Source organism: Paenibacillus sepulcri (assembly GCF_042647105.1).
Lineage (GTDB): Bacteria > Bacillota > Bacilli > Paenibacillales > Paenibacillaceae > Paenibacillus_Z > Paenibacillus_Z sepulcri.
Genome location: NZ_JBHRUP010000001.1, coordinates 7,061,590 through 7,084,972 on the forward strand (window position 1 = coordinate 7,061,590; position 23,383 = coordinate 7,084,972).

The window sequence follows — 23,383 nt, forward strand, 5'->3', positions numbered from 1 at the left end:
AGTCCGAAATGATTGGTCAGCATGTGGAGGCATTGCTGTCCAGCCTCGATCATGTGATCCGGGACGAGCAAAGCCGCGGCGTCATCAAGCAATCGCTCAAGCAGCTGGCCGATGTCAAATTTGCTCTTGATGAGTCCTCTATCGTTGCTTTGACCGACCATCGTGGACGCATCCAGTACGTGAACAAGAAATTTTGTGAAATCTCGCAATATGAGCGGGAAGAGCTGATCGGACGTGATCATCGGATCATTAATTCGGGGTATCATGATAAAGCGTTTATGCAGGAATTGTGGCAGACGATCAGCTCCGGCCGGGTATGGTTTGGAGAAATCCGCAACCGTGCGAAGGACGGCAGCTATTATTGGGTAAACACGACCATCGTTCCGTTCGTGGATGAAGAGGGCCGGCCTTATCAATTTCTGGCCATCCGCAATGAAGTAACAAGGCTCAAGAAGGTGGAGCAGGAGCTTCAGGAAATGATTGCGAATGTGATCCGAATTCAGGAGGATGAGCGGCGCCGGTTTTCCCGGGAGCTTCATGATGGAATCGGCCAAAGCCTGTTCTCCCTGCAAATCCAGCTTGACCGTTATATTTCCGGTCTAGAAAAGGGACAAGAGGAACTTCAGGGCATCCGCGAAATGGTTTCCGGTCTTATGGCGGATGTCCGCGGTCTGGCCTGGAAGCTTCGTCCTTCGGTGCTGGATGATCTCGGCGTGGTGCCGGCGATTCGAACCTATATCGAAAATTATTCCTCGCATTACGGCATCGATGTAAAGTTTACCTGCAATCTCCGCAAAAGGCTTGATATACAGGCAGAAACAGCGATCTACCGCATCGTTCAGGAAGCGCTGACCAATATCGCCAAGCATGCCGACGCGGCTGAAGCCGAAGTGTCGATGCTTGAGAACGATGCCGGAATCACCGTGCAAATCAGGGATAAAGGTCATGGCTTCGATGCGAAATCTCACACCAAGGGCGTGGGATTGTTCAGCATGGAAGAGCGGGCACGTATCGCAGGGGGCCAGGTTCAGCTCGCAACAGAACAGGGTCTCGGTACAGTGGTGACACTTATATTGAAGCGGGAACAAACGCAGTTCGATAACGGCAGCTCTGCAGAGGAAGGTTTCAGGGACTGAGATTTATGTTGTCTAGTTTGTCAAGGCTAATCTGCTGAGCAAATTCTCATCAATCTCTCATAATCGCAGGGAAATGCAGGTGGTGAAAGGGTTTTCTTAACCAATGGGAAATGGTGGGCGTTTAAAGTTGTGTTATGGTGGTATCAGGTGATCGCCAAATCCAACTTTCCTATTGGGAGGGAGACATGGACAACATGAAAAAAAACCACATGGTCAAAATGATCGCAGGAATCGGCTTCAGTCTCACGGTTGCCTTTTCCGGCAGCATACTAATCACACCCCAGTCAGCTCAAGCGGCTGTTTCCTCCAGCGCCTCAACTGCGGACAACGTGATTGCAACAGGAAAGCAGTTTCTGGGCGTTCCTTATAAGTTTGGGGCAAAATCGGGAATAACCAGTTCATTTGATTGTTCCTCTTTTGTCCAATATGTATTCAAGCAAAATGGGATTGATCTTCCCCGTTCCTCACGCGAGCAGGCGAAGGCTGGAACCAAAGTAGCCAAAAGCGATCTGCAGGCCGGCGATTTGGTATTCTCCGATACGAACGGAGACGGAACGATTAATCATGTCTCGATTTATATGGGTGACGGACAATTACTCCACACTTACCGGGTCGGCATAGGCGTTACAATTTCCGATTTTGCGGGAAGCACGTGGGATCATGATTTTGTTACGGCACGTCGTGTCATTTCGGAAGATCAGGCATCCCAGCCTGTTGATGATGGTTCGCAGCCCGCTGTGAATGCTCCGGCAGATCAGCAATCGGATGATCAGACAACTCAGCCCGCAGACGATAGCTCACAGCCTGCAGATGATAGCTCACAGCCAGCGGTTAAGGCTCCGACGGATCAGCAAACGGGCAATCAGTCATCTCATTGGGAACATAACGAAGGATGGAAATCCGGCAACCGGCACGGAGACCGCCACGAGGACTAATACAACTTTATATTTTTTCGAACAGAGCTGCCTTCATGGCGGCTTTTTTGCCGTGTTATACCGGCTGCAGGTTCAGTACGGCGGAAGTTTTGAAAATTTAATATTATTTCATTACTCTACGAAGCAGAAGGATGTGTTATTATAGAATTCAGCCGTTTTTTACAATAAATGATAGCCAATATAAGAAAGGAAGATACTAACCTTTTTACCAACTTCCAGTAGCAGTTAGGAGAAGCAGCAGCAATGACAACAGTAAAAAAGAAGCAAAATTCAATACGGTTTGCCTTGATTTTAGGCGCATTTTCAGCGCTTGGTCCGCTTACGATCGATATGTATTTGCCCTCATTCCCTGAGATTGCAGCTGATTTTGGAACAAAAGCATCGCTGGTTCAGTTGAGCCTGACCGCATGTCTGGTCGGATTAGGTTTGGGACAGCTCATTATGGGACCTCTGAGCGATGTTCATGGAAGACGCAAGCCTTTATTGATTTCACTTGTTTTCTATTTAATCGCTTCGTTTGTTTGTGCGGTCGCCCCGAATATTATTTTCTTCATTGCGGCCCGGTTTATACAGGGCTTTGCAGCCTCGGCTGGCATTGTCATTTCCCGTGCCGTCGTGCGGGATCATTACAGCGGCCGTGAATTGACCCAGTTTTTCTCCATACTGATGCTGGTGAACAATGTGTTCCCGCTGATTGCTCCTGTAGCAGGCAGCGGCGTCATCTCCTTTACATCGTGGAATGGCGTGTTTATTACACTTGGCATCGTGGGGATTCTTCTGGTTGTCACGGCTGCCTGGAAGCTGGAGGAAAGCCTGCCGGTAGACAAACGTGTACCCGGCGGACTTGGCGAGCTGTTCAAAAATTTCCAGGTCCTGCTGAGGGACAGGCAGTTCATGGGATATGCGCTTGCGCAGGGCATTATGATCGGCGGGATTTTCGCCTACGTATCCGGCACGCCGTTTATTTATCAGAACATTTACGGAGCGTCTCCACAGCTGTTTGCCCTGTTATTCGGAACTAATGGGATCAGCCTGATTCTAGGCTCCCAGGTGGTTGGCCGTTTGGCCCATCGGGTATCGGAGAGCCGCTTCCTGACGATCGGTCTGCTGCTCGCGGGGACGACCAGTATCGGGGTTCTGCTCGTCATTCTTTTGAAGGGCCCGTTGTTTGCGCTGGTTGCGCTGCTGTTCATATTTGTCGCGTCAATCGGCATCACATCGACGGCTTCCTTCTCACTGGCGATGGAGACGCAGAGTCATATCGCGGGGAGCGCATCGGCCCTGCTTGGATTGTTCCCGTTCGTAATTGGCGCCATCGTTTCCCCGCTTGTCGGGGTTGCCGGCGAGTACACGGCTGTTCCTATGGGCGTTATTCTGCTGTCGACTAGCTTCCTGGCCCTCCTTGCTTACTTTGGACTCGTTAGAGTGCCCAAGACAAGGCTTGCTTGAGTATCAGTGAACTGTGACCCGTAAGATGGACACTTTGAAAAAAGTGCCCCTCTTACGGGTCATTTTGTGTTTTAATCGAACTATATAACGACGAGCGAGGTATGGGATCATGGGAAAAGCTAGGGGAGCATCAAGAACCTTTACGGAACAAGAGATGAGGCAGCTGGAGTTAAATCCGAATGTACGCCGTGTATCGGACACCACCATCACGTACGCTCCAACATTTAAAACCGCTGCTGTTCAGGCCTATCTGGAGGGGCAGACGCCCATGGAAATCTTCTACGCAGCCGGTTTTAATATGGACGTCATCGGGCATGAGAAACCCAAAAAGTGTCTGTTACGTTGGCGACAGGTCTACGCCTCTCAGGGTGAAGCTGGCTTATTGGAGGAAAAGCGTGGAAAAGAAAGTACGGGGAGAACAACTGCCGGGGAATTATCGGTTGAAGAGAAACTCAGACGCGCGGAAGCCCGAATTAAGCTTCTTGAGGCCGAAAACGATCTTCTAAAAAAGCTCGAAGCGCTCGAAAGGCAAACCAATAAGGCCTTAACGTCTTCCGGGCGCTTTCAGATCATTAACCAAACCATTCGTAGGCATAGCTTGCGGCGTTTAACCCGCTTTCTGTGTCAGGCAGCTGAGGTCAGTACAAGTGGCTATTACCGCTGGTGCAGAGCCGAAGAAGAGCGTCAACTTCGAGAGGTTGTAGATGAATACGATGTGCAGCTTATTCAAACCCACTTTAACCAGCTCAATGGCAAAGCCGGTGCATTGGTGATTAAAATGCGGCTTGAACGACTTAACGGTGTTGTCATGAACCACAAGAAAATTCGTCGTTTGATGCGAAAATTCAAGCTAAGGGCCACGGTACGTCAAGCCAATCCTTATCGCAAAATGGCCAGAGCGACGCAAGAACACCGGACGTGCGAAAACCTTTTGAAACGGCAGTTTAATCCGGGCGAACCCGAAAAGGTGCTGCTCACAGACATTACCTATATGCGTTATGGTGGAGGCCAATGGGCGTATTTGTCCTGTGTGAAGGACGGAGCAACAAAACAGATCCTGGCGCATTGCTTATCTTCGACCTTGGAGCTTTCTATTGTGGAACGAACGCTGGAAAGATTGCAAACGCGATTGGATGGAACCCTCCACCCCGAAGCCATCCTTCACTCGGACCAGGGCATGCACTACACGCACCCTAAAATCCGCCACCTCATCCAGCAGGCGGGCTTCCAACAGTCGATGTCCCGTAAGGGCAATTGCTGGGATAATGCTTCTATGGAGTCCTTCTTTGGCCATATGAAAGACGAGCTCCTGTACAGCGACTGTCAGACGTTAAAGGAACTACGAGTACGTGTGAATGAATACATCTTGTACTACAACTCCGAACGCTATCAGTGGACATTAAAAAAAATGACTCCTGACGAATTCAGAAGTCACCTCTTGACGGCTTAGGGTTATAGGTCTTTTTTCAACATGGTCCATAAATCGGGTCACAGTTCACAGCGTCAGCCAGCATGCAAAAAAGCCTGCACCCTTTCCTTACGGTGCAGGCTTTTTTGTCAGGACTGCCGACTGTCTGTGGCGAGTTGGTGACTTGCAGGTTTTTACCTTTGCGGCCTCATTAAGACTGCCGGGCTTCGATCGGGATGGTGATTTCCACACTTGTTCCCCATCCGTCCTTGCTGAGGATGCGCAGGCCATGCTCTCTTCCATATGAGAGAATCAACCGTTTGCTGCTGTTAGACAATCCGATATGACCGGAGCCGCTCCGGGAGGAAGCGTCCCCGCTGTGCACGGACAGCACTTCTGTGCCTTCAAGCCTATCCCGTACTTCTTTAAGGCGCCGCTTGGTCATCCCCCTGCCATTATCGATTACCCGAATCCATATGTTGGGGGATTTATGATGGATTTTAATCTTGATTGCGCATCTTCCCGTCTTCTCCTTAATTCCGTGATAAATACTGTTCTCGATCAAAGGCTGCAAAATCAGCTTCAGGATCGGCAGATATCTGGTATCGTCATCCACATCCCAAATAACCGAAAGCTTGTCTTTGTTTCTGATTTTCTGGATTTCCAGATAAATTTCCGTGTAGCGGATTTCCTCGTTTACAATAACCGTTTGCTTCGGGCTGCTCAAGGCGTATTTCAAAATATCGCTGAGATGCTCGATCATCTTGCTGGCGTCATTAGGTCCGCCGGACAGTCCAAGCGTCTTCCAGTTGATAATTTCCAGGGTATTGTACAGAAAATGGGGATTGATCTGCGATTGCAGCGCCAGCAGCTCCATGTATTTCAGTTCATAGCTTCGATTGGACAGCTGTGTTTTCAGAAAATCCTGCTCGATAAACGTTTTGATAAAATTTTGCAAAATAAAGCCGTATTCATCCGAAACCTTATTCAACTGCATCGGAAGAGGCCGGTCATGCTTGGCTGCTGAAATAATCGACACAATGTTCTTTAAGTTATTGTAGTTGCGTTTGGTCAAAATATAGGTGATGGCAATCCCGATCAGAAATGAGCCGATCAGCAGAATGAAAGTAACCTGCCGCAGCAGCGTAGGCACGCGGTACAAGACATCCTGCGGAATAAGCAGGATATAATGAAGCTCATGCTGCTCGGACTGAATATGGGATACCGCAAAGCTTTGAGTGCTTGTCCGAAGCGGCAGCTGGTCCGCAGGGGAAGCGCTAATCTGCTGCAGATCGGTCGCAGATAAATCCGGTGTCCGGTTGCTGTGAAAAAGAATCCGGTCCTGCTGATCGGCAATGAGCAGCGTTTGCTCCTTGGAAGGAGCCAGATCCTGCAGCAGGCTGTCGATATAGGCCGGTGATATATTCAATACCAGAATACCGGTCGCCTGCTTCGAGCCTGGTGTATACAGCTTGCGGTAAATGGTGACGATCCTGTTCTTCCCGAGGCCGAAGCGGTCGATATTGCGTTCTTCGATCCAAGTATCGTCGCTATTTCCTGCCTGATAGGAACGGAACCAGTCGGTATCGTAGAAATTGCCGATCGTGGCAAGCCCCTCGGTCGAGGTGAGTACCCGTCCGGCGGGATTGTCGTAATAGACATAAATCGAATCGATATAAGGGCGCGCATTAGCCGGAGAGCTCAGGAAATTGATGAATAATTCCAGCTGCAGAACCTGTTCGTACTCCAGACGGGTTGCGTTCAGGATCGATTTAAGGCGCACGGAGATGTTGTGATTGGCCTGATAGCTTAATGACAGCGTATCCATCTCATTGAGGATCAGCTCCAAAGAGTCTCTCGTTTGCGCCAGCAGATTCCAGTTTTTCTGGTTTACGTCATTTTTGATGAAATGCTGGGTGATCAGTATCGAAAAAGCACCAAAAATAAGAATAGGCACCATTAAAGGCACCAGAAAGAAAAGAAGATTTTTGAACATATATTTCTGCTTCCACATCGTAGGTTTCCTCTCTTACTGGCCGCTTCGAAATTGTCTCGGATTTCTTCCGTAGAAGGCCTTGAACGCTTTGGAGAAGTTCTTGGGATTGCCGTATCCCACCAACTCGCTCACCTCATACGTCTTGTACTGCGGGTCCGACAAATACTGTGCAGCCTTCTCCATCTTCACGGAAAGAACATAATCGCTGAAGGACTGTCCGGTCTTCTTTTTGAAATAGGTGCTGATATAATACAGATTCATATGGACAATCCGGGAGACGTCTTTTAATTGAACGGTCTGAAAATGCTCCTTCACATAGTCTTTCATTTTTCGGATCATGATATCGCTGTCCTGGTCATCCTCATGAACAGGTTTGGATTGCCGCTCCTGATCAAGCTCGATTTTTAATTTCTGGAACACCTGGGCCAGCTCCTGGTATTTGGTCGGCTTTACGATATAATCTCTGGCACCGTAAACCAGCGCCTCCTTGATGAGCTCGAATTCCTTGTGTCCGGTCAAAAATACGATCCGGGTCGGATCGCCTATCGCTTTCAGATCCTTCGCCAGCTCAAGTCCGGATTTGACCGGCATCTTAATGTCGCATAATATAACATCCACCGCATGGCCGCGGATAAAGTTGAGCGCTTCCAGTCCATTCTCCGCTTCACCCGCGACGTGGAATCCCAGCTCGTCCCATGGAAAATAGCTGCTGATGCCATGCCGGATTTCATATTCATCGTCCACGATAAGCAATTGATACATATTCGGGTCTCCTTATCGTATTATGCAAGCGTTTTAATCTGATTATATCATGGGAGGGAGAATGCTTTGCGGATTATCTATAGCTGGCATCCCTTTTCTTAAAATAACGCCCCTTTATGGGGAACGATTCCCAAAGCTTCTAAAACAAAGGGGTATAAACGCGAGTCCGGTGCATACCAAATCGCGCCATGAATTGATAAAGTGTCACTAAGAAAACGTATATGCTGCTGATCAATCAAAAAAAGAAAAGGGGTTGTAAGCAATATGATGAAAAAAGGGATGGCTTTACTGCTCTGCGTCTTTCTGCTTGGTTCGTTTGCGCTTGCCGGATGCGGCAATTCCGGTTCGTCAACCGGTAATGGGGGAGGCGAGCAGGAGAAGGTGACGCTTCGCTTCCTGTGGTGGGGCAGCGATGCCAGGCATGAGCAGACACTGGCCGCACTGGACAAGTATATGGAGCTGAATCCGAATGTCAAAGTCGAGGCTGAGTACAGCGGATACGAGGGCTATGAGCAGAAGCTGAAAACACAGCTGGCCGGCGGGACCGCCCCTGATCTCATTCAGGTGGATCAGCCCTGGATTTACGATTTTTCCACTCAGGACGATATGTTCGCAGATTTGAATACGTTCAAGGATATAATCGACCTGTCCACCTTCGACGAGAAATTTCTGCAGGATTATTCAGTTCTGAACAATCAGCTGCAGGGCCTTCCGACGGGGTCGACCGGAATGATCATTTCCTACAACAAAAGCTTTTTTCAAAAATACAACATCCCGGAAGACACCCAATTCGATTGGGACAATCTGCTCGAAATCGGCAAGAGAGTCCACGATGAGAGCGGCGGTGCGGATGTGCTGCTGAATGCCGGGCCGAACACATTCCTGGCCATGTTCAAATCCTATGTCAGGCAGAAAACAGGCAAGCAGTTCATTCAGGACGATTATACGCTGGGCTTCGATAAACCGCTTGCCGTTGAAGCGCTGGGATATCTGGAGAAATATCTTGACGCCGGTGTTGTTCAGCCTTTTGCGGAATCCGCCCCTTATCAGGATAATCTGGACAAGCATCCGAAATGGTTCAAGGGAGAGTTCGGCATGACGAAGAACTGGCCTTCAACCATTCCCTCACTGCAGGATGGAGTCGATTTCGAAGTGGGGGCACTGCCTGAAATTATGATGAAAGGCGCGCTGACGACGGCGGTGGTCAATCGTCCATCACAGCTGCTCTCCATTGCGAAGAGCTCCAAGCATCAAGAGGAAGCGGCCAAATTGATGAATTGGCTGCTCAATGATAAAGATGCGGCCGTTATTCTCGGAGATGTACGCGGCGTGCCGGCAAGCTCAGCCGCTCTGGATGCGCTGGAAGGCGCGGACAAGCTTGATTCTGTTATCGTGGATGCGACGGAGCTGGCACTGAAAACAAGCGGCGAGCCGGAGAACGGAATTACCAACAATGCCGAGCTGATCAAAATTGCCACCGACATCATGCAGAAGCTTGGTTATCACAAGAGCACACCGGAAGAAGCGGCCGATGAGATTATCAAGGAACTGACTGCCAAGCTGGAGGAAATCAAAAGTCATCAATAATTCACTGGACTCATCCATGAACGGGCAAAGGAGGGAACAGAGCTTGTGAGTGAATCAGTATCCAATGCCGCTGCAGCGAATGCGAAGCTCAAGTCACCCAAAAAAAGCAGGAACCGCAGATGGAAGTATATGGGCTTTCTCTATATCGGTCCATGGCTGCTCGGGTTTGCTATTTTCGAATTATATCCGTTTATCTCATCCCTGCTGTATTCGTTTACAGATCTGAATATGTTCAAGAGTCCCAATTTCGTCGGTCTTCAAAATTACATCGAGATGTTTACCCGTGACAAGCTGTTTCTGCAATCGTTGAAGGTTACCTTTATCTATGCCGTCATCGCGGTCCCCTTGAAGCTTGCTTTCGCTCTCTTGATTGCCATTCTTCTGAACAGAAAGCTGAAGGGGATCAATTTCTTCCGCACCATTTATTATCTGCCGTCCATTATGGGAGGCAGCGCCGCGGTAGCTCTGCTCTGGAGATATCTCTTCTCCAGGGAAGGGCTGGTCAATCAGATGACGGGGAAGCTGAGCATCGCTCCGATCGATTGGCTGGGAAGTCCGGATATTGCCCTGTATACGATCAGCGCGCTGACAGTGTGGCAGTTCGGATCGTCCATGGTCCTGTTCCTCGCGGCGCTCAAGCAGGTGCCCGGTGAGCTATATGAAGCGGGGCGGATCGACGGGGCATCCCGGTCCCGGATGTTCGTCAGCATCACGTTTCCGCTCATTACGCCAATTATTTTCTTTAACCTCATCATGCAGATGGTGAACGCTTTCCAGGAGTTTACCGCGGCGATGGTGATTACAAGCGGCGGACCGCTGAATTCCACCTACCTGTACGGGCTGCTTATTTATGAGAACGGGTTCAAGTATTTTAAAATGGGCTACGCGTCGGCACAATCCTGGGTGCTGTTCGTCATTATAATGATTTTTACACTGGTTATTTTTAAATCCTCATCCAAATGGGTGTACTACGAAGATGGTGGCAAATGATGAAGAATCTGTCCAAAATCGGCGCTTACCTGGTATTGATCGTATTCGGCTTTATTATGATCTACCCGCTGCTCTGGATGGCGGCGGCTTCCTTCCGGTCCAATGCAGAGATTTATACTTCAATCGGATTAATTCCGAAGCGGGTGATCTGGGACGGTTTTGTGGAAGGCTGGAAGGGCTCCGGTCAATTCACGTTCGGAACGTTCTACGCCAATTCCTTTCTGCTGGTCGTTCCCACTGTCATCGGTACGGTCGTCTCAAGCGTTCTTGTCGCTTACGGATTCACAAGGTTTCAATTTCCGCTGAAGAAGGTGCTGCTGGCAGTCATGATAGCAACATTGATGCTGCCCCATGCGGTGCTGATCATTCCGCGTTACCTGCTGTTCCGGAATTTCGGATGGCTGGACAGCTATTTGCCATTTGTCGTTCCGGCTTTCCTCGGGGGATATCCGTTCTTCATCTTTATGATGGTTCAATTTATACGCGGTCTGCCGAGCGAGCTGGATGAATCGGCGAAAATAGACGGCTGCAATTCCTTTACGATTCTGACCCGGATCCTGATGCCGCTGTGCAAGCCTGCGCTGTTCTCCGTCAGTATTATTCAATTCATCTGGCTGTGGAATGAATTTTTCAACACGCTGATCTATGTGAACAGCGTCAGCAAATTTACGCTTCAACTGGCGCTGAGGATGTCTATCGACGCCACCTATGATATTCAATGGAATCAGATCATGGCGATGTCATTACTGACGATGCTGCCCTGCATGATTATCTTTTTCCTGGCGCAAAAGCATTTTGTAGAAGGAATTTCTACAACCGGATTGAAGGGTTAATAGAGTACTTTTATTTGCGGGGAGGAATATTTATATGCTGCATCCATTTATGGGAATCAAGGATTATGGCAAAGTAGGCATGTCGGTAGCGGAATCATCCCACAAATTGCATCGAATCGGCTATGTGGACCGCAGATTGATGAAGCTTGAGGCCGGGCATATGGTGGCGCGCCCCGAATATGAGGTGAAGGGGGCGCTCTCCCGCCTCATGTGGCAGGATGCCTCGCATTGCGATCAGCTGCGCAGCCGCTGCAAGCAGCTCCGAATGAGCTCGTCGGCCTTCGACAAGTCGCCGGACCCGAATCTGGAGCTGCTGATGGACGAGGTGCTGAAATCCGCGGATACGCTGCAGCTGATGAGAGCGTTGTTCGAGGTGGTGAAACCGGATCAAATCCGCTCTGCGCGGGCATATATGGCAAGCGCCCAGCCCATTGTCGATGAGCCGACGATTCATTTATTGAAGCATCAATTGATGGACCGGGAGGAGCAGCTGGAGTGGGGGAATGAGGCCGTACGGCATTTCACGGCCGATGCCACTGAGAAAATGGTGGCCGATGCCGACCGCTGGGTCGAATACCTTCGTAATTTGCTGGCTGCAGCCGGAGGGATTGACGGGGATCTCGCCAAGGAGGAGCCCGATCCCGAGCTTGCGGTTGCCGCCCAGCTATTCGAGCTGCCTGCTTCCAGCACGCGCGACGAGCGGTTCCGCAGCGCAGTGAGCAAATTCAAGGAATTTCAGTTCGAGGACTCCGAGGCGGGCCGATTCGAAATGATGATGTTTACGCGCTTCTTCGAGATGTCTCCGGCGGAAGCGGTTGCCTGCGTCCACTTTCAATCCGAAGGCAAGCCATGGGAGTTCTACCTCGATACCGCCAGGCATGCCTGGGACGAGGTCAGACATTCCTGGTTCGGCGAAGCGGCGCTGCGCGTCAAGGGCTATGATATTTACGACAAGCCGAACTGGACGGGCTGGCTGGACATGACGCTGCAGCTGTTCGAGCCGGACGAGGCCTATACGCATCTGACGATTGCCATTGAGAAAGCGGCGATGAAATATCCGCCTGGCAAGCGCGAGGAATGGGAATTTTGCCGCGACATTGCCCGGGATCCGCTCATGACGACCTTCCAGGACTTCGACTGGGCCGACGAAGTGGTGCATGCCGGTTTCGGACAGCGCTGGATCGTGAATGACGTGCATAAAGGGGATCTGAAGCAGGCGATGACTTCCTCGGCAGAAACAGTCGAGAAGAGAGGGGCCTATATGGCGAAGTTCGACCATCAGGGAGCAGAGCCGAAAAGCCCGTATGCCGGCGGGTATTGAGAGGGAAATAATGTCTTAACGCTTGCCCTTTCAGATGCGGCTTCTTCCTGGCCGCATAAGGTTGGACCCGCATATTTGCAGCCTTCCAACAGATTTTTATTTGCTTTTTCTAGCATTCGTGATAGTATAAAGCCAATTGCATAGGATGTATCACTAGGGGAGCCGAATGGCTGAGATTGAAGATGAATTCAAACCCTTTGCACCTGATCTGGGTAATACCAGCGTAGGGAAGTGGTCTCACGATTGGTCTATCGGCATATGAATAAGTATGCTATTGCCTAGTTGAACAGGGCCGCCTTCTTATCTGGAGGGCGGTCTTTTTTGTGTTTTTATCCATACCGTAGTCTGGGAGGGCGGTGAACGTTTGACGGCATTGGAATTACATATAATTTCGGATGGCCGGCAGGATCTGGAAGCCTATGCGAAGACTGCCGGGAAGATTCATCCGTATGTGACTTCCTTTCATCTGCGGGAACCGGCGAGGAATGCTTCCGAGCTGTGGCAGGGGGTGCAAGCTCTGCTGGCCGAAGGCGTTCCGGCCGGGAAAATAATGATTAATGACCGGATCGATGTAGCATGGGCCGCCCGGCTGCAGGGCGCTCAGCTATCCTTCCGCAGTCTGGGCGTACGGGAAGCCAGAATGGCTTTTCCCGGACTTCGGCTGGGCTGCTCCGTGCATGGAATAGAGGAGTCTGTCGTGGCCGGGCAGCAGGGAGCGGATTTCCTGATTTATGGTCATATATTCGCAACGGCTTCCAAGCTGGGGCAGGAGCCGAGAGGGATCGGTGCTCTGGCGCATATGGTCCGGAGCGCAGATATACCCGTAATCGCCATTGGCGGAATTAATCCGGAGCGCGTGCAGCAGGTCCGGGCAGCAGGAGCAGCGGGTGTAGCGGTGCTGTCGGGCATTATGCAGGCGGCGGATCCTATGGGAGCCGCCTTGCAGTATGCCGAAGCTTTGAACAGACGAGGAGACGAATCAGATGACGAAAATGTTTGATGCGATCATTGTGGGCGGAGGGGTGATTGGAAGCTCGATCGCTTACCATATGGCGGCAAGAGGCATGAAGGTTGTGCTGCTGGAGCGTGACCGGCTTGCCGGGCAGGCCTCCAATGCCGCTGCCGGCATGCTTGCCGCACAGGCGGAAATCAACGAAGCGGGGCCTTTATTCGAGCTGGCCCTCCGCAGCCGCGCGCTCTTCCCCTCACTTGCCGCCCAGCTTCGAGAGCTCAGCGGAATTGATATCGGACTGGAGCGCAAGGGGCTGCTGCGCATCGCCACAACCGTCGCGCAGATGAACGAGCTTCAGCATGCGATCGAATTTCAGCGCAAAGCGGGGCAACAGGCAAGCTGGCTGACCGGTCGTGAGGTTCGCAAGCTCGAGCGGGCGCTTGCCCCGGATATTCTGGGCGCCATGCTTGTTGAAGAGGACGGGCATGTGCTGGCCCCGGAGCTTTCCCTTGCTTTTGCCAAGGCGGCCGCGGCGCTGGGAGCGGATATACGGGAATATGCGGAGGTTCAATCGCTTGTTCTGGAGCAGGGCTCTGTATGCGGAGTCCGCATTCGGGACACAACCTTGTACGGCAGCCGCGTCGTCATTGCCTCCGGCACCTGGAGCGGGCCGCTTATGGAGCAGGCTGGACTTTCAAGTCCTGTTTTCCCTGTTCAGGGAGAATGCTTCTCGGTGCTTACCCATGCTCCGCTGGTGCAGGCGACGATCTTCGGCGATGATTGTTATCTCGTTCCCAAGAAGGGCGGACGGCTTATTGTCGGAGCCACGATGAGAGAGCATTCCTATGACCGCAAAGTCACGCTGGGGGGGATTGGCAAACTCCTCGAAGCCGCCAAGCTGCTGGTTCCGGATATTGTGCATGCGGAATGGGAAAAAGCCTGGTCGGGACTGCGGCCGCAGACTGCGGACGGATTGCCTTTCCTGGGGGAGCATAAGGAGCTGCGGGGCTTGTACGTGGCGGCCGGCCACTATCGCAATGGCATACTGCTTAGTCCCATTACCGGGCAATTGGCCGCTGATTGGGCGGAGGGTAAAGCGGCAGAGGCCGATTATCTCGACGCTTTTCGATTGGACCGGCAGATGGACATGAAAGGAGCGATGAACCAGGATGAATTTGCACATTAATGGCGAGAACGTTGAAGTGCCCGGTACTTTAGCATCCGTGCACGACCTGCTCCGTCATTTCGGTTTGGAGGAGAAGGTAGTAATTGTAGAGTGGAACCAGAGCATTCTGGAAAAGTCCGCTCACCAGGATACCCGTCTGTCGGACGGAGACCGTATTGAGATTGTCCATTTTGTAGGAGGTGGCTGATATGTTGAAGATTGGAGCGCATGAATTTCATTCCCGGCTGCTGCTCGGCACAGGGAAGTTCCCGGATTTTGAAATCCAGAAGCAGGCCGTCGAGGCTTCGGAATCGCAGATTCTGACGTTCGCCGTGAGAAGGATGAATATTTTTGAGGCGGGCCAGCCTAATTTTCTGGAGATGCTGGATGTGAGCCGCTACACGTTGCTGCCGAACACGGCAGGGGCCAAGACCGCGGAGGAAGCGGTGCGTATTGCCAGATTGGCGAAAGCTTCCGGGCTTTGCGATATGATCAAGGTTGAGGTGATTGGCGACTTCAAGACGCTGCTGCCCGATCCCATCGAGACGCTGAAGGCGTCCGAGATGCTGCTTGCCGAAGGGTTCACCGTTCTGCCTTATACGTCAGATGATGTTCTGCTGGCCAGACGCCTGCAGGATTTGGGCGTGCATGCCATCATGCCGGGCGCATCGCCGATCGGCACAGGGCTTGGGATTATCAATCCGCTGAATCTCGGCTTCATTATTGAACAGGCGACCGTTCCTGTCATCGTGGATGCGGGAATCGGTACACCGTCGGATGCTGCGATTGCGATGGAGATGGGCGCTGATGGCGTGCTGTTGAACACGGCGGTCTCCGGCGCCAAGGACCCTGTCAAGATGGCTTTGGCAATGAAGCTTGCCATTGAGGCGGGAAGGCTGGGCTTCGAGGCGGGAAGAATTCCGAAGAAACGGTATGCGTCGGCCAGCAGCCCGATGGAAGGCTGGAGCTCCAATTGAACGGGCGTTATTCCAGGCAGGAGCTGTTTCCTCCCATTGGCACGGCCGGGCAGGAGAAGCTTGGAAGCAAGCATGTTCTGCTCATTGGAGCAGGAGCGCTGGGCACGGGCAACGCCGAAGCGCTCGTGCGCGCGGGTGTCGGGAAGCTGACGGTTGTGGACCGCGATTATGTGGAGTGGAGCAATCTCCAGCGTCAGCAATTATTCAGCGAAGACGACGCGAAGCGGCGGATGCCCAAAGCGATTGCTGCGAAGGAGCGGCTCCAGTCGCTTAATTCGGAGGTTGAGATCGAGGCGTTGATCATGGATGTGACGACCCGCGACATTGAGCTGCTGGTCCGGGGAGTGGATGTCATTATCGATGCCACGGACAATTTCGACACGCGGCTGCTTATCAATGATATTTCCCAGAAGCACCGTATCCCCTGGATTTACGGGGCTTGTGTGGGCAGCTACGGCATCACCTACACGATCCTTCCGGGCGAAACGCCGTGCTTGAACTGTCTGCTCGAAACCGTCCCGCTTGGGGGAGCGACCTGCGACACGGCAGGCATTATCAGCCCTGCGGTGCAAATGGTAGTCGCCTATCAGACGGCGGAGGCGCTCAAGCTGCTCACAGGCGGGCGCGAGGCGCTTCGCGGCAAGCTGACTTCCTTCGATCTGTGGAACAACCAGCACTCCTCCATCGCGGTGGAGAAGCTGAAGAAGGAGCACTGCCTCTCCTGCGGGAGCAGGCCGACCTACCCGTTCCTGTCGGCATCGAACCATACGAGAACAGCGGTGTTATGCGGAAGAGATACCGTTCAGATTCGTCCGCCCGCTCCCGTGAAACGCGACCTGGAAGCGGAAGCGGCCAAGCTGGCGCAGCAGGGGCGCGTAGAGTTCAACGGATATTTGGTCACGCTTCATATTGCCCCTCACCGGCTTGTGCTCTTCCAGGATGGAAGGGCGCTGGTGCACGGCACCAGCGATGAGGCCGAAGCCAAAAGCCTTTACCACCGCTATCTTGGATAGCCTGAGAAGGCGATGAACAAGTTATCGTCAGCGCTTCAGACGAATCCTGTCTGGTTTGGGAAGCAAGCTTCAAGTGTCATTCCAAGGTTAATGCAGGAAAGGGAGAATTATGAGCATGCAGGAACGAGAACGCGCGCAGGACTTGCCCGATCAGGAGCCGGTCTATCTGAGTGTCGGAGTGGAAGAGAAGCTTCCGGCGCATAAAAATATTCTTTATGGCTTGCAGCATGTATTTGTATCCAATGTATGGCTGGATCCCGTATTTGTGGCCGCATTGATCGGTCTGCCGATGGCCCTTGCCGCCAATATGGTCAACGCGATATTTATCGCGGCAGGGCTGGTCACGCTGGTCCAGGCGACACGCCTGGTCAAGCTTCCGGTTGTACAGGGGCCATCGGCCGCCTTCGATTCCCTGATGATTTCCGCAGGCAAGGATAACGGTCTGGCGGCGGCGGGCGGCGGCATTATTTTGAGCGGACTTATCGTCTTTGCATTGGCCGTTACAGGCGTGCTGGGCCGGTTGAAATCGATCTTCTCTCCAGTGGTTTCCGGCTCCGTGATTCTGGTTGTCGGGATTGCGCTCTCAGGTTTTACGCTCTCCGAATTTCTGGGCGGGTCGCCCGGCACGGATACCTTCGCGACCGCTCCGGTGCTGACCATGTCGATCGCAACGGCGCTTGTCGTTATTTTGCTGTCTGTATTTGCAAAAGGGGTCCTGCGTTCCTTCGCTTTCCTGATCGCGCTGCTGGTTGGCGATCTGATCGCGTTCGGATGGGGCCAGATCGACTTCTCCTCTGTTGCGGAAAAAAGCTGGTTCGGACTGCCGCATTTTCTCCCTTACGGCTCTCTCACCCTGGACCTGCCAACCTTCGCAACCTTCTTCTTCGCGTATGTGGTTGCAGTCATCGAAGCGATGGGCGTCTATCACGCCGCCTCGGATATGGTGCGCATACCGCTGACCGCCAAGCGGATCCGGTACGGATTCTCCGGAGAAGCGGCAGGCTCGGTGGTATCCACGCTGATTGGCGGGTTCCCCACAACCGCTTATGCGCAAAATGTCGGGCTGCTGCGCCTTACGGGAATCGGTTCACGGCATGCGGTTACGGCTGCGGGCGTGATCTTCCTGATTCTCGGTTTTGTGCCTAAAGCCGGGGCGATTCTGGTCGTGACGCCTGGCGCCGTCGTGGGAGGCTTATTCCTGCCGGCCGCCGCTTCGCTGATCTATTCCGGTGTCGGCATCCTGGGCCGCATGGCCAAGACGGAAGCGAATTTCACGATTGCCGGCCTCTCCATCCTGCTGGCAATTTCACTGCCTCCTATTTTTGAGGGCGCCGCAGGCTTTGCCGGCAAGTTCCTGTCCAACACGATCATGGTTGGCGCATTGTCCGCCATTGTTCTGCAGCTGCTGCTTGTCAACATACCCGGCTGGTTCCGGATATTCAGGCCCAAGCCAAGGGAGCTGAGCTCATGAGAAACGAATCCGCAGGCATCGTACAGGAAATTCTGGCTTTTATGGAGCGGTTCGGTGACCGATCGGCTGCCGAGAGCGGCGAACCTGCACTGGAGGAAGCCTACAATAAGCTGGCGCTGCAGCTTTTTCAGTACCAGTTTCAATATAATATCCCTTACCGGAAGTACTGCCAGGCGCGCCGGAAATCACCGCTCAACGTCCGGGAATGGAGAGAAATTCCGCCGCTGCCGATTCAGGGCTTCAAGGAATTGACCTTGTCCTGCGAGCCGCCGGAAGAGGCGGAAGCGGTATTTATGACCAGCGGAACGACGAATGCGGACAAGAAGGGGCGCAACTACCACCCGACCCTTCAGGTGTGGGACAAGTCGATGGCTTTGTCGTTTGCCGAATTCGTGCTGCCGGATACCCAGCGGATGACGACTTGGGTTATCTCGCCGGGCAGCGATCTGAATCCGAATTCCTCGCTGTCCCGTTATGTCAGCCGGGCTGTAGAGCTGTATGGGAGTGAGGACAGCCGTAACTTCTATCATGCCGGATCAGGGCTGGATATGGAGGGGTTGGCTTCGGCAATGCAGGCTGTTCAGGGCCGCGTGGAGCCGGTTCTGATCCTGGGAACCACCTTCTCCTATGTTCATTTTCTTGATTATTGCCAGGAGCGCTCGCTTCAGTTCACATTGCCCGCAGGCAGTATCGTGTTCGATACCGGCGGCCTGAAAGGGCAGGCGCGGGAAGTGACGGTGGAGGAGCTGCATCAGGCTTTTACAGCTGCGTTCTGTCTGGACCGCAGCCGGTTCGTGAATATGTACGGGATGACGGAGCTGAGTTCCCAGCTCTATGACCGGACGGTGAGCTCGAGTGTTTCGGATGCGCAGTCCATGTATGTGAAATCGGGACCGGCATGGATCAGAACGCTGGTGCTTGATCCCGATACGCTGGAACCGGTCAGCCAGGGTGAATCCGGTGTTCTGGCCCATTTCGATCTGGCAAACTGGAATTCGAGTCTGGCTATATTGACCGAGGATACTGGCTGTATGACTGACAGGGGATTGATGCTGGAGGGCCGCCTTCAGGGCTCGGAGGCGCGCGGCTGCTCGATCGCTGTCGATCAATTGAAGCAGGCGGCGTGGAATGGATAGGGAAGAAGGAGCCGTGGGGTGGGCGAGTCGGGAATCAGCAGCAGAGCCCCCTGTCTATCCGGCTTATGCCGTGCCCCGCGGAATTATCTTTGACGGCTTCACGGAGCGGCGGCTTGAGACATCCGAGGGAACCGTCATTCTGTCATTTCCAATTCTGAGCCGGTCCAAAATAGAAGAAATTGCCGCGAAGGTGACAATGAATCGCATCGCTTACCTGGCTGGTCTGCGAACCGGCGAGATTGTGGATGTTATCGATGCCGCCGTGCAGCTGTGGACGAATCCGGATTATGAGCTGCGGAGGAAGGCGGAGAGCTGGCTTCCGGCTCTGACCGGCTATGACCGGGATATGATCAGGCTGGAGCTCAAACGATTCATGCGCTTGTTCCGCAGGAAAGAGCTGCTCCGTTTTCTGGAGGAGGAATTGGACTCAAGCGCCGTGCTGGATGAATTCCGGCCCCGCAGAACCGGCGGGATGGGCAGAGCCTATGGACCGGAGCTCATCTATCAGGTAGGCTCGGGCAATGTTCCGGGTCTGCCGGTCTGGAGTCTGGTCATGGGGCTGTTGGTCAAATCTGCCATCCTCTCCAAGACCGCCTCGTCCGAACCTGTCATGGCTGTTCTGTTCACCGAGTCGCTGCGGCAAATCGACCCGAAGCTGGCCGATTCCATTGCTGTTCTTCCCTGGAAGGGCGGCAGCCTTGACCTGGAGGCTCCGGCAATGGAGGCCGCGGAGGTCGTGGTCGCCTATGGCTCGGATGAAGCGGTCCGGCAAATCCGCAGCAGGCTGCCGGAGTATAAAAGGCTGGTCAGCTACGGACATAAAATCAGCTTTGCCATGGTGGGAAGGGAGGCGCTGACCCCCGACCGTTATCAGGATACGGTGCACCGGCTCGCTCAGGACGTAAGCACCTATGATCAGCAAAGCTGCCTGTCTCCCCACTCGGTGTTTGTGGAGTCGGGCGGTTCGGTGCCGCCGCAGCTGTTTGCCCAGCTGCTCGCAGCCGAGCTTCAACGCTTCCAGCTCAGGAAGCCGCGGGCGGCTGTCACCAGGGAAGAAGCGCAGGCTATCCATGCGCTTCGGAACCAGTACGAGCTGGCAGCCTTGAATGGAGCGGGAACCGCCGTTTATGGCAGCAAGCAAGGCACGGAATGGACGGTGATCTATCATCCCTCCGGAGAGATGCAGGCTTCTCCCTTGAACCGGACGGTTCATGTCATTGGCTGTCTGTCGCTCGAAGAAACGATACCGGCCATGCCGCTTCACCGGCGATACTCCCAATCTGTGGGGATAGCAGTGGGGCCGGCCCGGCTTCAGCGTCTTGCGGGGTGCCTTGGCGCAGCGGGGATCAACCGGATTTGCGCCGTGGGCCAAATGACGCGCACGCCTGCCGGCTGGCATCATGACGGCCGGTACAATCTGCTGGATCTGCTGCGCTGGACAGATATGGAGTGGAGCGCAGAGCAGGGAGCGGAGCTGTATGATCCCGATATGGAATAAGCAACAGGGGAGGGGAGCGATATGGATTTCCGGAATAAAGTCGTCCTCGTAACCGGAGCCAGCCGCGGCATTGGCGCAGCGGTCGCTCTGGCTTTCGGAGCTTTGGGCGCAGTTGTGGTCGTCAATTATTTGCACAGCGGGAAGCTGGCGGAAGAGGTCGTGTCCAGAATCAGGGAGAGCGGCGGCGATGGAGCGGCGATGCAGGCGGATGTGACGAATGGGGATGAAGTGCAGCGGATGGTAGCAGCCATTGCGGATGGCTTCGGAGGCATTGATATCGTGGTGAACAATGCGCTCAGCCAGTATTCCTTCAATCCGAAGACGCGCCAAACCGCATGGAGCCTTGACTGGGCGGATTATCAGCGTCAACTGGACGGCAGTCTGGGCGGTGCTTTTCATATTTGCAAGGCCGTGATCCCGATAATGAAGCAGCAGGGTGAAGGGCGGATCATTAATATCGTGACGAACCTGATTGATTTCCCCGTTGTGCCTTACCACGATTATACGACGGCGAAGGCCGCCCTGCTCGGGTACAGCCGGAATCTGGCTGCGGAGCTTGGGGCATTCGGCATCAACGTCAACTGCGTGGCAGCCGGCCTGACGCAAGGAGCCGACTCCAGCCGCGAGACACCGGAGGATGCGCGCGAGGCGATTATTCGGCTGACCCCGCTTGGGCGGCTGGCTGTGCCGAAGGATATTGCCGGAGGCGTCTTGATGCTGGCGTCCGATTGGGGCTCATTCATAACCGGACAATGTCTGAGAGTCGATGGCGGATTGGTTATGGTCTAGACGTATGGTGAATAACAGGCGGAGCAGGCGGAAATAGTCTGGAGAGCGTAAGCTGAAAGCTTTCGTAAGAAGGCTGCTTCTTAAGCATCCAATTACGACCTTTGTACCCCGAATTTAACAAATAGGGTGCAAAACCATCCACATCCATACCGTGGATGGTTTTGCACCAAAGCTATCCAAAATTAAAAAATTCAAGTGTACAACAGCTCCACGACAAGTGACAAGCGGCTAACCCGCTTGCAGCACTTGCGAGTATCAGAAGACGTTTCCGCATGCGCAGCCGGTCTTTTTCACCGGACTTCCAGACCGGCGCCGAAGAGGAGGAGTGGACAATGACGATTCGCAAAGTATTAACGATTGCCGGCTCGGACAGCGGTGGAGGGGCCGGCATACAGGCCGACATCAAAACCTTTCAGGAGCTTGGCGTTTACGGCATGTCGGCAATCACGGCCGTTACCGCGCAGAACACGCTTGGTGTTCAAGGGGTTTTTCCGCTGGACGCCTTGGCTGTTGCGCGGCAGCTGGATTCAATCGGAGCGGACTTGAGACCGGATGCGCTCAAGACCGGCATGCTGTTCAGCGCAGAGCTGATCAGGGCGGTTGCCGATAAAGTGAAGCATTACGAATGGCTGCAGCTGGTGGTTGATCCCGTAATGGTGGCGAAGGGCGGCTCCCCGCTGCTGCAGGCGGAAGCAATCGAGACCATGATCAGCCATCTGATTCCGCTGGCGATGGTGGTAACGCCGAATATCCCGGAGGCTGAGGCGCTCACCGGCATCCGGATCAGCAGCAAAGAAGACAAGAAGAAAGCCGCAAGAGCGATCTGTCTTATGGGCGCGAGCTATGCGGTGATCAAAGGCGGGCATGAGGAGGATGCGCTGCACACGGTGGATTTGTTCTCGGACGGGGAATACTGCGAGGAATTTACCGGAGAGCGGATTGCGACCCGGCATACTCATGGTACCGGCTGCACCTTCTCGGCTGCCATAGCCGCGGAGCTGGCCAAGGGTAATCCGGTACGCGAAGCGGTGCGTACCGCCAAAGCCTTCATCCAGGCGGCTATTGCCCATTCACTGGACTTGGGCGGCGGTAACGGCCCGACGAATCATTGGGCTTACCGGCAGGAAAGAGGGGCTGTTCTTGAATAACGGGATGACGGATATCCGCCCGCAGCTTCGGCTGTATCTGGTAATGGGGAGCGTTAATACGGGAGGAAATCCGGTTGAAGTGCTGCAGGCGGCGATCAGAGGCGGAGTCACAATGTTCCAGCTCCGGGAGAAAGGAACCGGCTGTCTGACGGGTCAGGCCAAATTGGAGCTGGCCCGCCAGCTGCGGCTGATTTGCCGGGAGAGCGGCATTCCTTTCATCGTTAATGATGACGTCGAGCTTGCCCTCAGTCTGGATGCGGACGGCCTCCATATCGGTCAGGAAGACGGAGAGGTGCCCTGGATCCGCAGCAGGCTGGGAAGCAAGCTGCTTGGGGTATCCGCGCATAATGTGGAGGAAGCACGGCTTGCATTGGAGCAGGGAGCCGATTATCTCGGCGTGGGACCGATGTATCCTACAAGCACGAAGCTCGACGCCAGGGAGGTTCAGGGGCCGCAGATGATTCGCCAGATCAGGGATGCCGGAATAACCGCTCCGCTTGTTGGCATTGGCGGTATCGGCATAGCGAATGCGGCGCCGGTTCTCCAGGCGGGTGCAGATGGAATTGCCGTAATCTCTGCGGTCAGCCAGGCTGCGAACGTGGAGGAAACTGCCCGAGAGCTGATTGCCATGACTGCTGTGTAATGAATAGAAGTGTACTGAAAACCGGCCAATGCTGTCCGGTTTTCTTCGCGTTCAGGAATATGTAAACAACCATAAGTCGTGGGAAATGATCCGCCCAGCGGATGAGTGATTTTCGTTCTGCAGACAGTTTGTCGCTTTCATGGATTTCGTTATAGTAGAGCTAGCCATAGAAGA

The 23,383-nt window shown here is 53.6% G+C and carries 21 protein-coding genes and 1 riboswitch; of the genes, 19 read left to right on the forward strand and 2 right to left on the reverse strand.

Annotation, left to right across the window (positions count from 1 at the left end; translation table 11 throughout):
- Positions 1-8: 8 nt before the first annotated feature.
- From ACFOLF_RS30680 to ACFOLF_RS30695, 4 genes are all read left to right on the forward strand, one after another.
- Positions 9-1,136, forward strand: coding sequence for a PAS domain-containing sensor histidine kinase (locus tag ACFOLF_RS30680; protein ID WP_210045748.1), 1,128 nt, complete (start codon positions 9-11; stop codon positions 1,134-1,136).
- Positions 1,137-1,321: 185 nt separating this feature from the next.
- The gene (locus ACFOLF_RS30685; protein ID WP_379113719.1) at positions 1,322-2,071 is read left to right on the forward strand and encodes an NlpC/P60 family protein; all 750 of its coding nucleotides are present in this window, start codon (positions 1,322-1,324) and stop codon (positions 2,069-2,071) included.
- Positions 2,072-2,314: 243 nt separating this feature from the next.
- Complete coding sequence (locus ACFOLF_RS30690) at positions 2,315-3,520, forward strand: multidrug effflux MFS transporter (protein ID WP_210045732.1); 1,206 nt, start codon at positions 2,315-2,317, stop codon at positions 3,518-3,520.
- 109 nt (positions 3,521-3,629) lie between these two features.
- A complete protein-coding gene (locus ACFOLF_RS30695; RefSeq protein ID WP_379219578.1) occupies positions 3,630-4,970 on the forward strand; it encodes an IS3 family transposase in 1,341 nt (446 codons plus the stop codon).
- 169 nt (positions 4,971-5,139) lie between these two features.
- Here ACFOLF_RS30695 and ACFOLF_RS30700 read toward each other — a convergent pair whose 3' ends face one another.
- On the reverse strand, positions 5,140-6,942 hold the full coding sequence (locus ACFOLF_RS30700) for a histidine kinase (protein ID WP_210039625.1): 1,803 nt from the start codon (positions 6,940-6,942) through the stop codon (positions 5,140-5,142).
- Between the two features lie 15 nt (positions 6,943-6,957).
- Positions 6,958-7,686, reverse strand: coding sequence for a response regulator transcription factor (locus ACFOLF_RS30705; protein WP_210039624.1), 729 nt, complete (start codon positions 7,684-7,686; stop codon positions 6,958-6,960).
- A gap of 264 nt (positions 7,687-7,950) precedes the next feature.
- On the opposite strand from ACFOLF_RS30705, the gene ACFOLF_RS30710 reads away from it, so the two are divergent.
- From ACFOLF_RS30710 to thiE, 15 genes are all read left to right on the forward strand, one after another.
- Complete coding sequence (locus ACFOLF_RS30710; protein ID WP_210039623.1) at positions 7,951-9,273, forward strand: ABC transporter substrate-binding protein; 1,323 nt, start codon at positions 7,951-7,953, stop codon at positions 9,271-9,273.
- Positions 9,274-9,318: 45 nt separating this feature from the next.
- Positions 9,319-10,263, forward strand: coding sequence for a carbohydrate ABC transporter permease (locus ACFOLF_RS30715; RefSeq protein ID WP_379113023.1), 945 nt, complete (start codon positions 9,319-9,321; stop codon positions 10,261-10,263).
- Positions 10,260-11,096: a carbohydrate ABC transporter permease gene (locus tag ACFOLF_RS30720; RefSeq protein WP_379113025.1), complete on the forward strand. Its 837-nt coding sequence runs from the start codon at positions 10,260-10,262 to the stop codon at positions 11,094-11,096. The genes ACFOLF_RS30715 and ACFOLF_RS30720 overlap by 4 nt, the downstream gene beginning before the upstream one ends.
- A gap of 34 nt (positions 11,097-11,130) precedes the next feature.
- Entirely contained in the window at positions 11,131-12,417 is a 1,287-nt protein-coding gene (locus ACFOLF_RS30725) for a hypothetical protein (protein WP_210039622.1), read from the forward strand.
- A 145-nt stretch (positions 12,418-12,562) separates the two neighbouring features.
- Positions 12,563-12,664: riboswitch (TPP riboswitch) on the forward strand.
- A gap of 117 nt (positions 12,665-12,781) precedes the next feature.
- Positions 12,782-13,417: a thiamine phosphate synthase gene (locus tag ACFOLF_RS30730; protein WP_379113028.1), complete on the forward strand. Its 636-nt coding sequence runs from the start codon at positions 12,782-12,784 to the stop codon at positions 13,415-13,417.
- Positions 13,401-14,555, forward strand: coding sequence for a glycine oxidase ThiO (gene thiO / locus ACFOLF_RS30735; RefSeq protein WP_210039621.1), 1,155 nt, complete (start codon positions 13,401-13,403; stop codon positions 14,553-14,555). Before ACFOLF_RS30730 ends, thiO begins: the two co-directional genes overlap by 17 nt.
- Positions 14,539-14,742, forward strand: a complete 204-nt coding sequence (gene thiS, locus ACFOLF_RS30740) for a sulfur carrier protein ThiS (protein ID WP_210039620.1) — start codon at positions 14,539-14,541, stop codon at positions 14,740-14,742. Before thiO ends, thiS begins: the two co-directional genes overlap by 17 nt.
- 1 nt (position 14,743) lies before the next feature.
- Positions 14,744-15,511, forward strand: coding sequence for a thiazole synthase (locus tag ACFOLF_RS30745; protein ID WP_210039619.1), 768 nt, complete (start codon positions 14,744-14,746; stop codon positions 15,509-15,511).
- Entirely contained in the window at positions 15,508-16,524 is a 1,017-nt protein-coding gene (locus tag ACFOLF_RS30750; RefSeq protein ID WP_210039618.1) for a thiazole biosynthesis adenylyltransferase ThiF, read from the forward strand. The genes ACFOLF_RS30745 and ACFOLF_RS30750 overlap by 4 nt, the downstream gene beginning before the upstream one ends.
- 115 nt (positions 16,525-16,639) lie before the next feature.
- Positions 16,640-17,995 carry a uracil-xanthine permease family protein gene (locus tag ACFOLF_RS30755; protein ID WP_210039617.1) on the forward strand — a complete coding sequence of 452 codons (1,356 nt, stop codon included), beginning with the start codon at positions 16,640-16,642 and terminating at the stop codon, positions 17,993-17,995.
- Positions 17,992-19,131 (forward strand): LuxE/PaaK family acyltransferase, encoded by a 1,140-nt coding sequence (locus tag ACFOLF_RS30760; protein ID WP_210039616.1) that lies wholly within the window; start codon positions 17,992-17,994, stop codon positions 19,129-19,131. The genes ACFOLF_RS30755 and ACFOLF_RS30760 overlap by 4 nt, the downstream gene beginning before the upstream one ends.
- Entirely contained in the window at positions 19,124-20,629 is a 1,506-nt protein-coding gene (locus tag ACFOLF_RS30765; RefSeq protein WP_210039615.1) for an acyl-CoA reductase, read from the forward strand. Before ACFOLF_RS30760 ends, ACFOLF_RS30765 begins: the two co-directional genes overlap by 8 nt.
- Before the next feature lie 21 nt (positions 20,630-20,650).
- Positions 20,651-21,418, forward strand: a complete 768-nt coding sequence (locus tag ACFOLF_RS30770; protein ID WP_210039614.1) for an SDR family oxidoreductase — start codon at positions 20,651-20,653, stop codon at positions 21,416-21,418.
- Positions 21,419-21,750: 332 nt separating this feature from the next.
- A complete protein-coding gene (gene thiD / locus ACFOLF_RS30775) occupies positions 21,751-22,566 on the forward strand; it encodes a bifunctional hydroxymethylpyrimidine kinase/phosphomethylpyrimidine kinase (RefSeq protein ID WP_210039613.1) in 816 nt (271 codons plus the stop codon).
- Positions 22,567-22,570: 4 nt separating this feature from the next.
- Positions 22,571-23,209: a thiamine phosphate synthase gene (gene thiE, locus ACFOLF_RS30780; protein WP_210039666.1), complete on the forward strand. Its 639-nt coding sequence runs from the start codon at positions 22,571-22,573 to the stop codon at positions 23,207-23,209.
- Positions 23,210-23,383 lie beyond the last annotated feature (174 nt).

Coding starts and splice junctions, on each gene's coding strand:
- ACFOLF_RS30680 (WP_210045748.1), top strand. CDS start 9: ATGATTGGTCAGCATGTGGAGGCATTGCTGTCCAGCCTCGATCATGTG.
- ACFOLF_RS30685 (WP_379113719.1), top strand. CDS start 1,322: ATGGACAACATGAAAAAAAACCACATGGTCAAAATGATCGCAGGAATC.
- ACFOLF_RS30690 (WP_210045732.1), top strand. CDS start 2,315: ATGACAACAGTAAAAAAGAAGCAAAATTCAATACGGTTTGCCTTGATT.
- ACFOLF_RS30695 (WP_379219578.1), top strand. CDS start 3,630: ATGGGAAAAGCTAGGGGAGCATCAAGAACCTTTACGGAACAAGAGATG.
- ACFOLF_RS30700 (WP_210039625.1), bottom strand. CDS start 6,942: ATGTGGAAGCAGAAATATATGTTCAAAAATCTTCTTTTCTTTCTGGTG.
- ACFOLF_RS30705 (WP_210039624.1), bottom strand. CDS start 7,686: ATGTATCAATTGCTTATCGTGGACGATGAATATGAAATCCGGCATGGC.
- ACFOLF_RS30710 (WP_210039623.1), top strand. CDS start 7,951: ATGATGAAAAAAGGGATGGCTTTACTGCTCTGCGTCTTTCTGCTTGGT.
- ACFOLF_RS30720 (WP_379113025.1), top strand. CDS start 10,260: ATGATGAAGAATCTGTCCAAAATCGGCGCTTACCTGGTATTGATCGTA.
- ACFOLF_RS30725 (WP_210039622.1), top strand. CDS start 11,131: ATGCTGCATCCATTTATGGGAATCAAGGATTATGGCAAAGTAGGCATG.
- thiO (WP_210039621.1), top strand. CDS start 13,401: ATGACGAAAATGTTTGATGCGATCATTGTGGGCGGAGGGGTGATTGGA.
- thiS (WP_210039620.1), top strand. CDS start 14,539: ATGAATTTGCACATTAATGGCGAGAACGTTGAAGTGCCCGGTACTTTA.
- ACFOLF_RS30745 (WP_210039619.1), top strand. CDS start 14,744: ATGTTGAAGATTGGAGCGCATGAATTTCATTCCCGGCTGCTGCTCGGC.
- ACFOLF_RS30755 (WP_210039617.1), top strand. CDS start 16,640: ATGCAGGAACGAGAACGCGCGCAGGACTTGCCCGATCAGGAGCCGGTC.
- ACFOLF_RS30760 (WP_210039616.1), top strand. CDS start 17,992: ATGAGAAACGAATCCGCAGGCATCGTACAGGAAATTCTGGCTTTTATG.
- ACFOLF_RS30765 (WP_210039615.1), top strand. CDS start 19,124: ATGGATAGGGAAGAAGGAGCCGTGGGGTGGGCGAGTCGGGAATCAGCA.
- ACFOLF_RS30770 (WP_210039614.1), top strand. CDS start 20,651: ATGGATTTCCGGAATAAAGTCGTCCTCGTAACCGGAGCCAGCCGCGGC.
- thiD (WP_210039613.1), top strand. CDS start 21,751: ATGACGATTCGCAAAGTATTAACGATTGCCGGCTCGGACAGCGGTGGA.
- thiE (WP_210039666.1), top strand. CDS start 22,571: ATGACGGATATCCGCCCGCAGCTTCGGCTGTATCTGGTAATGGGGAGC.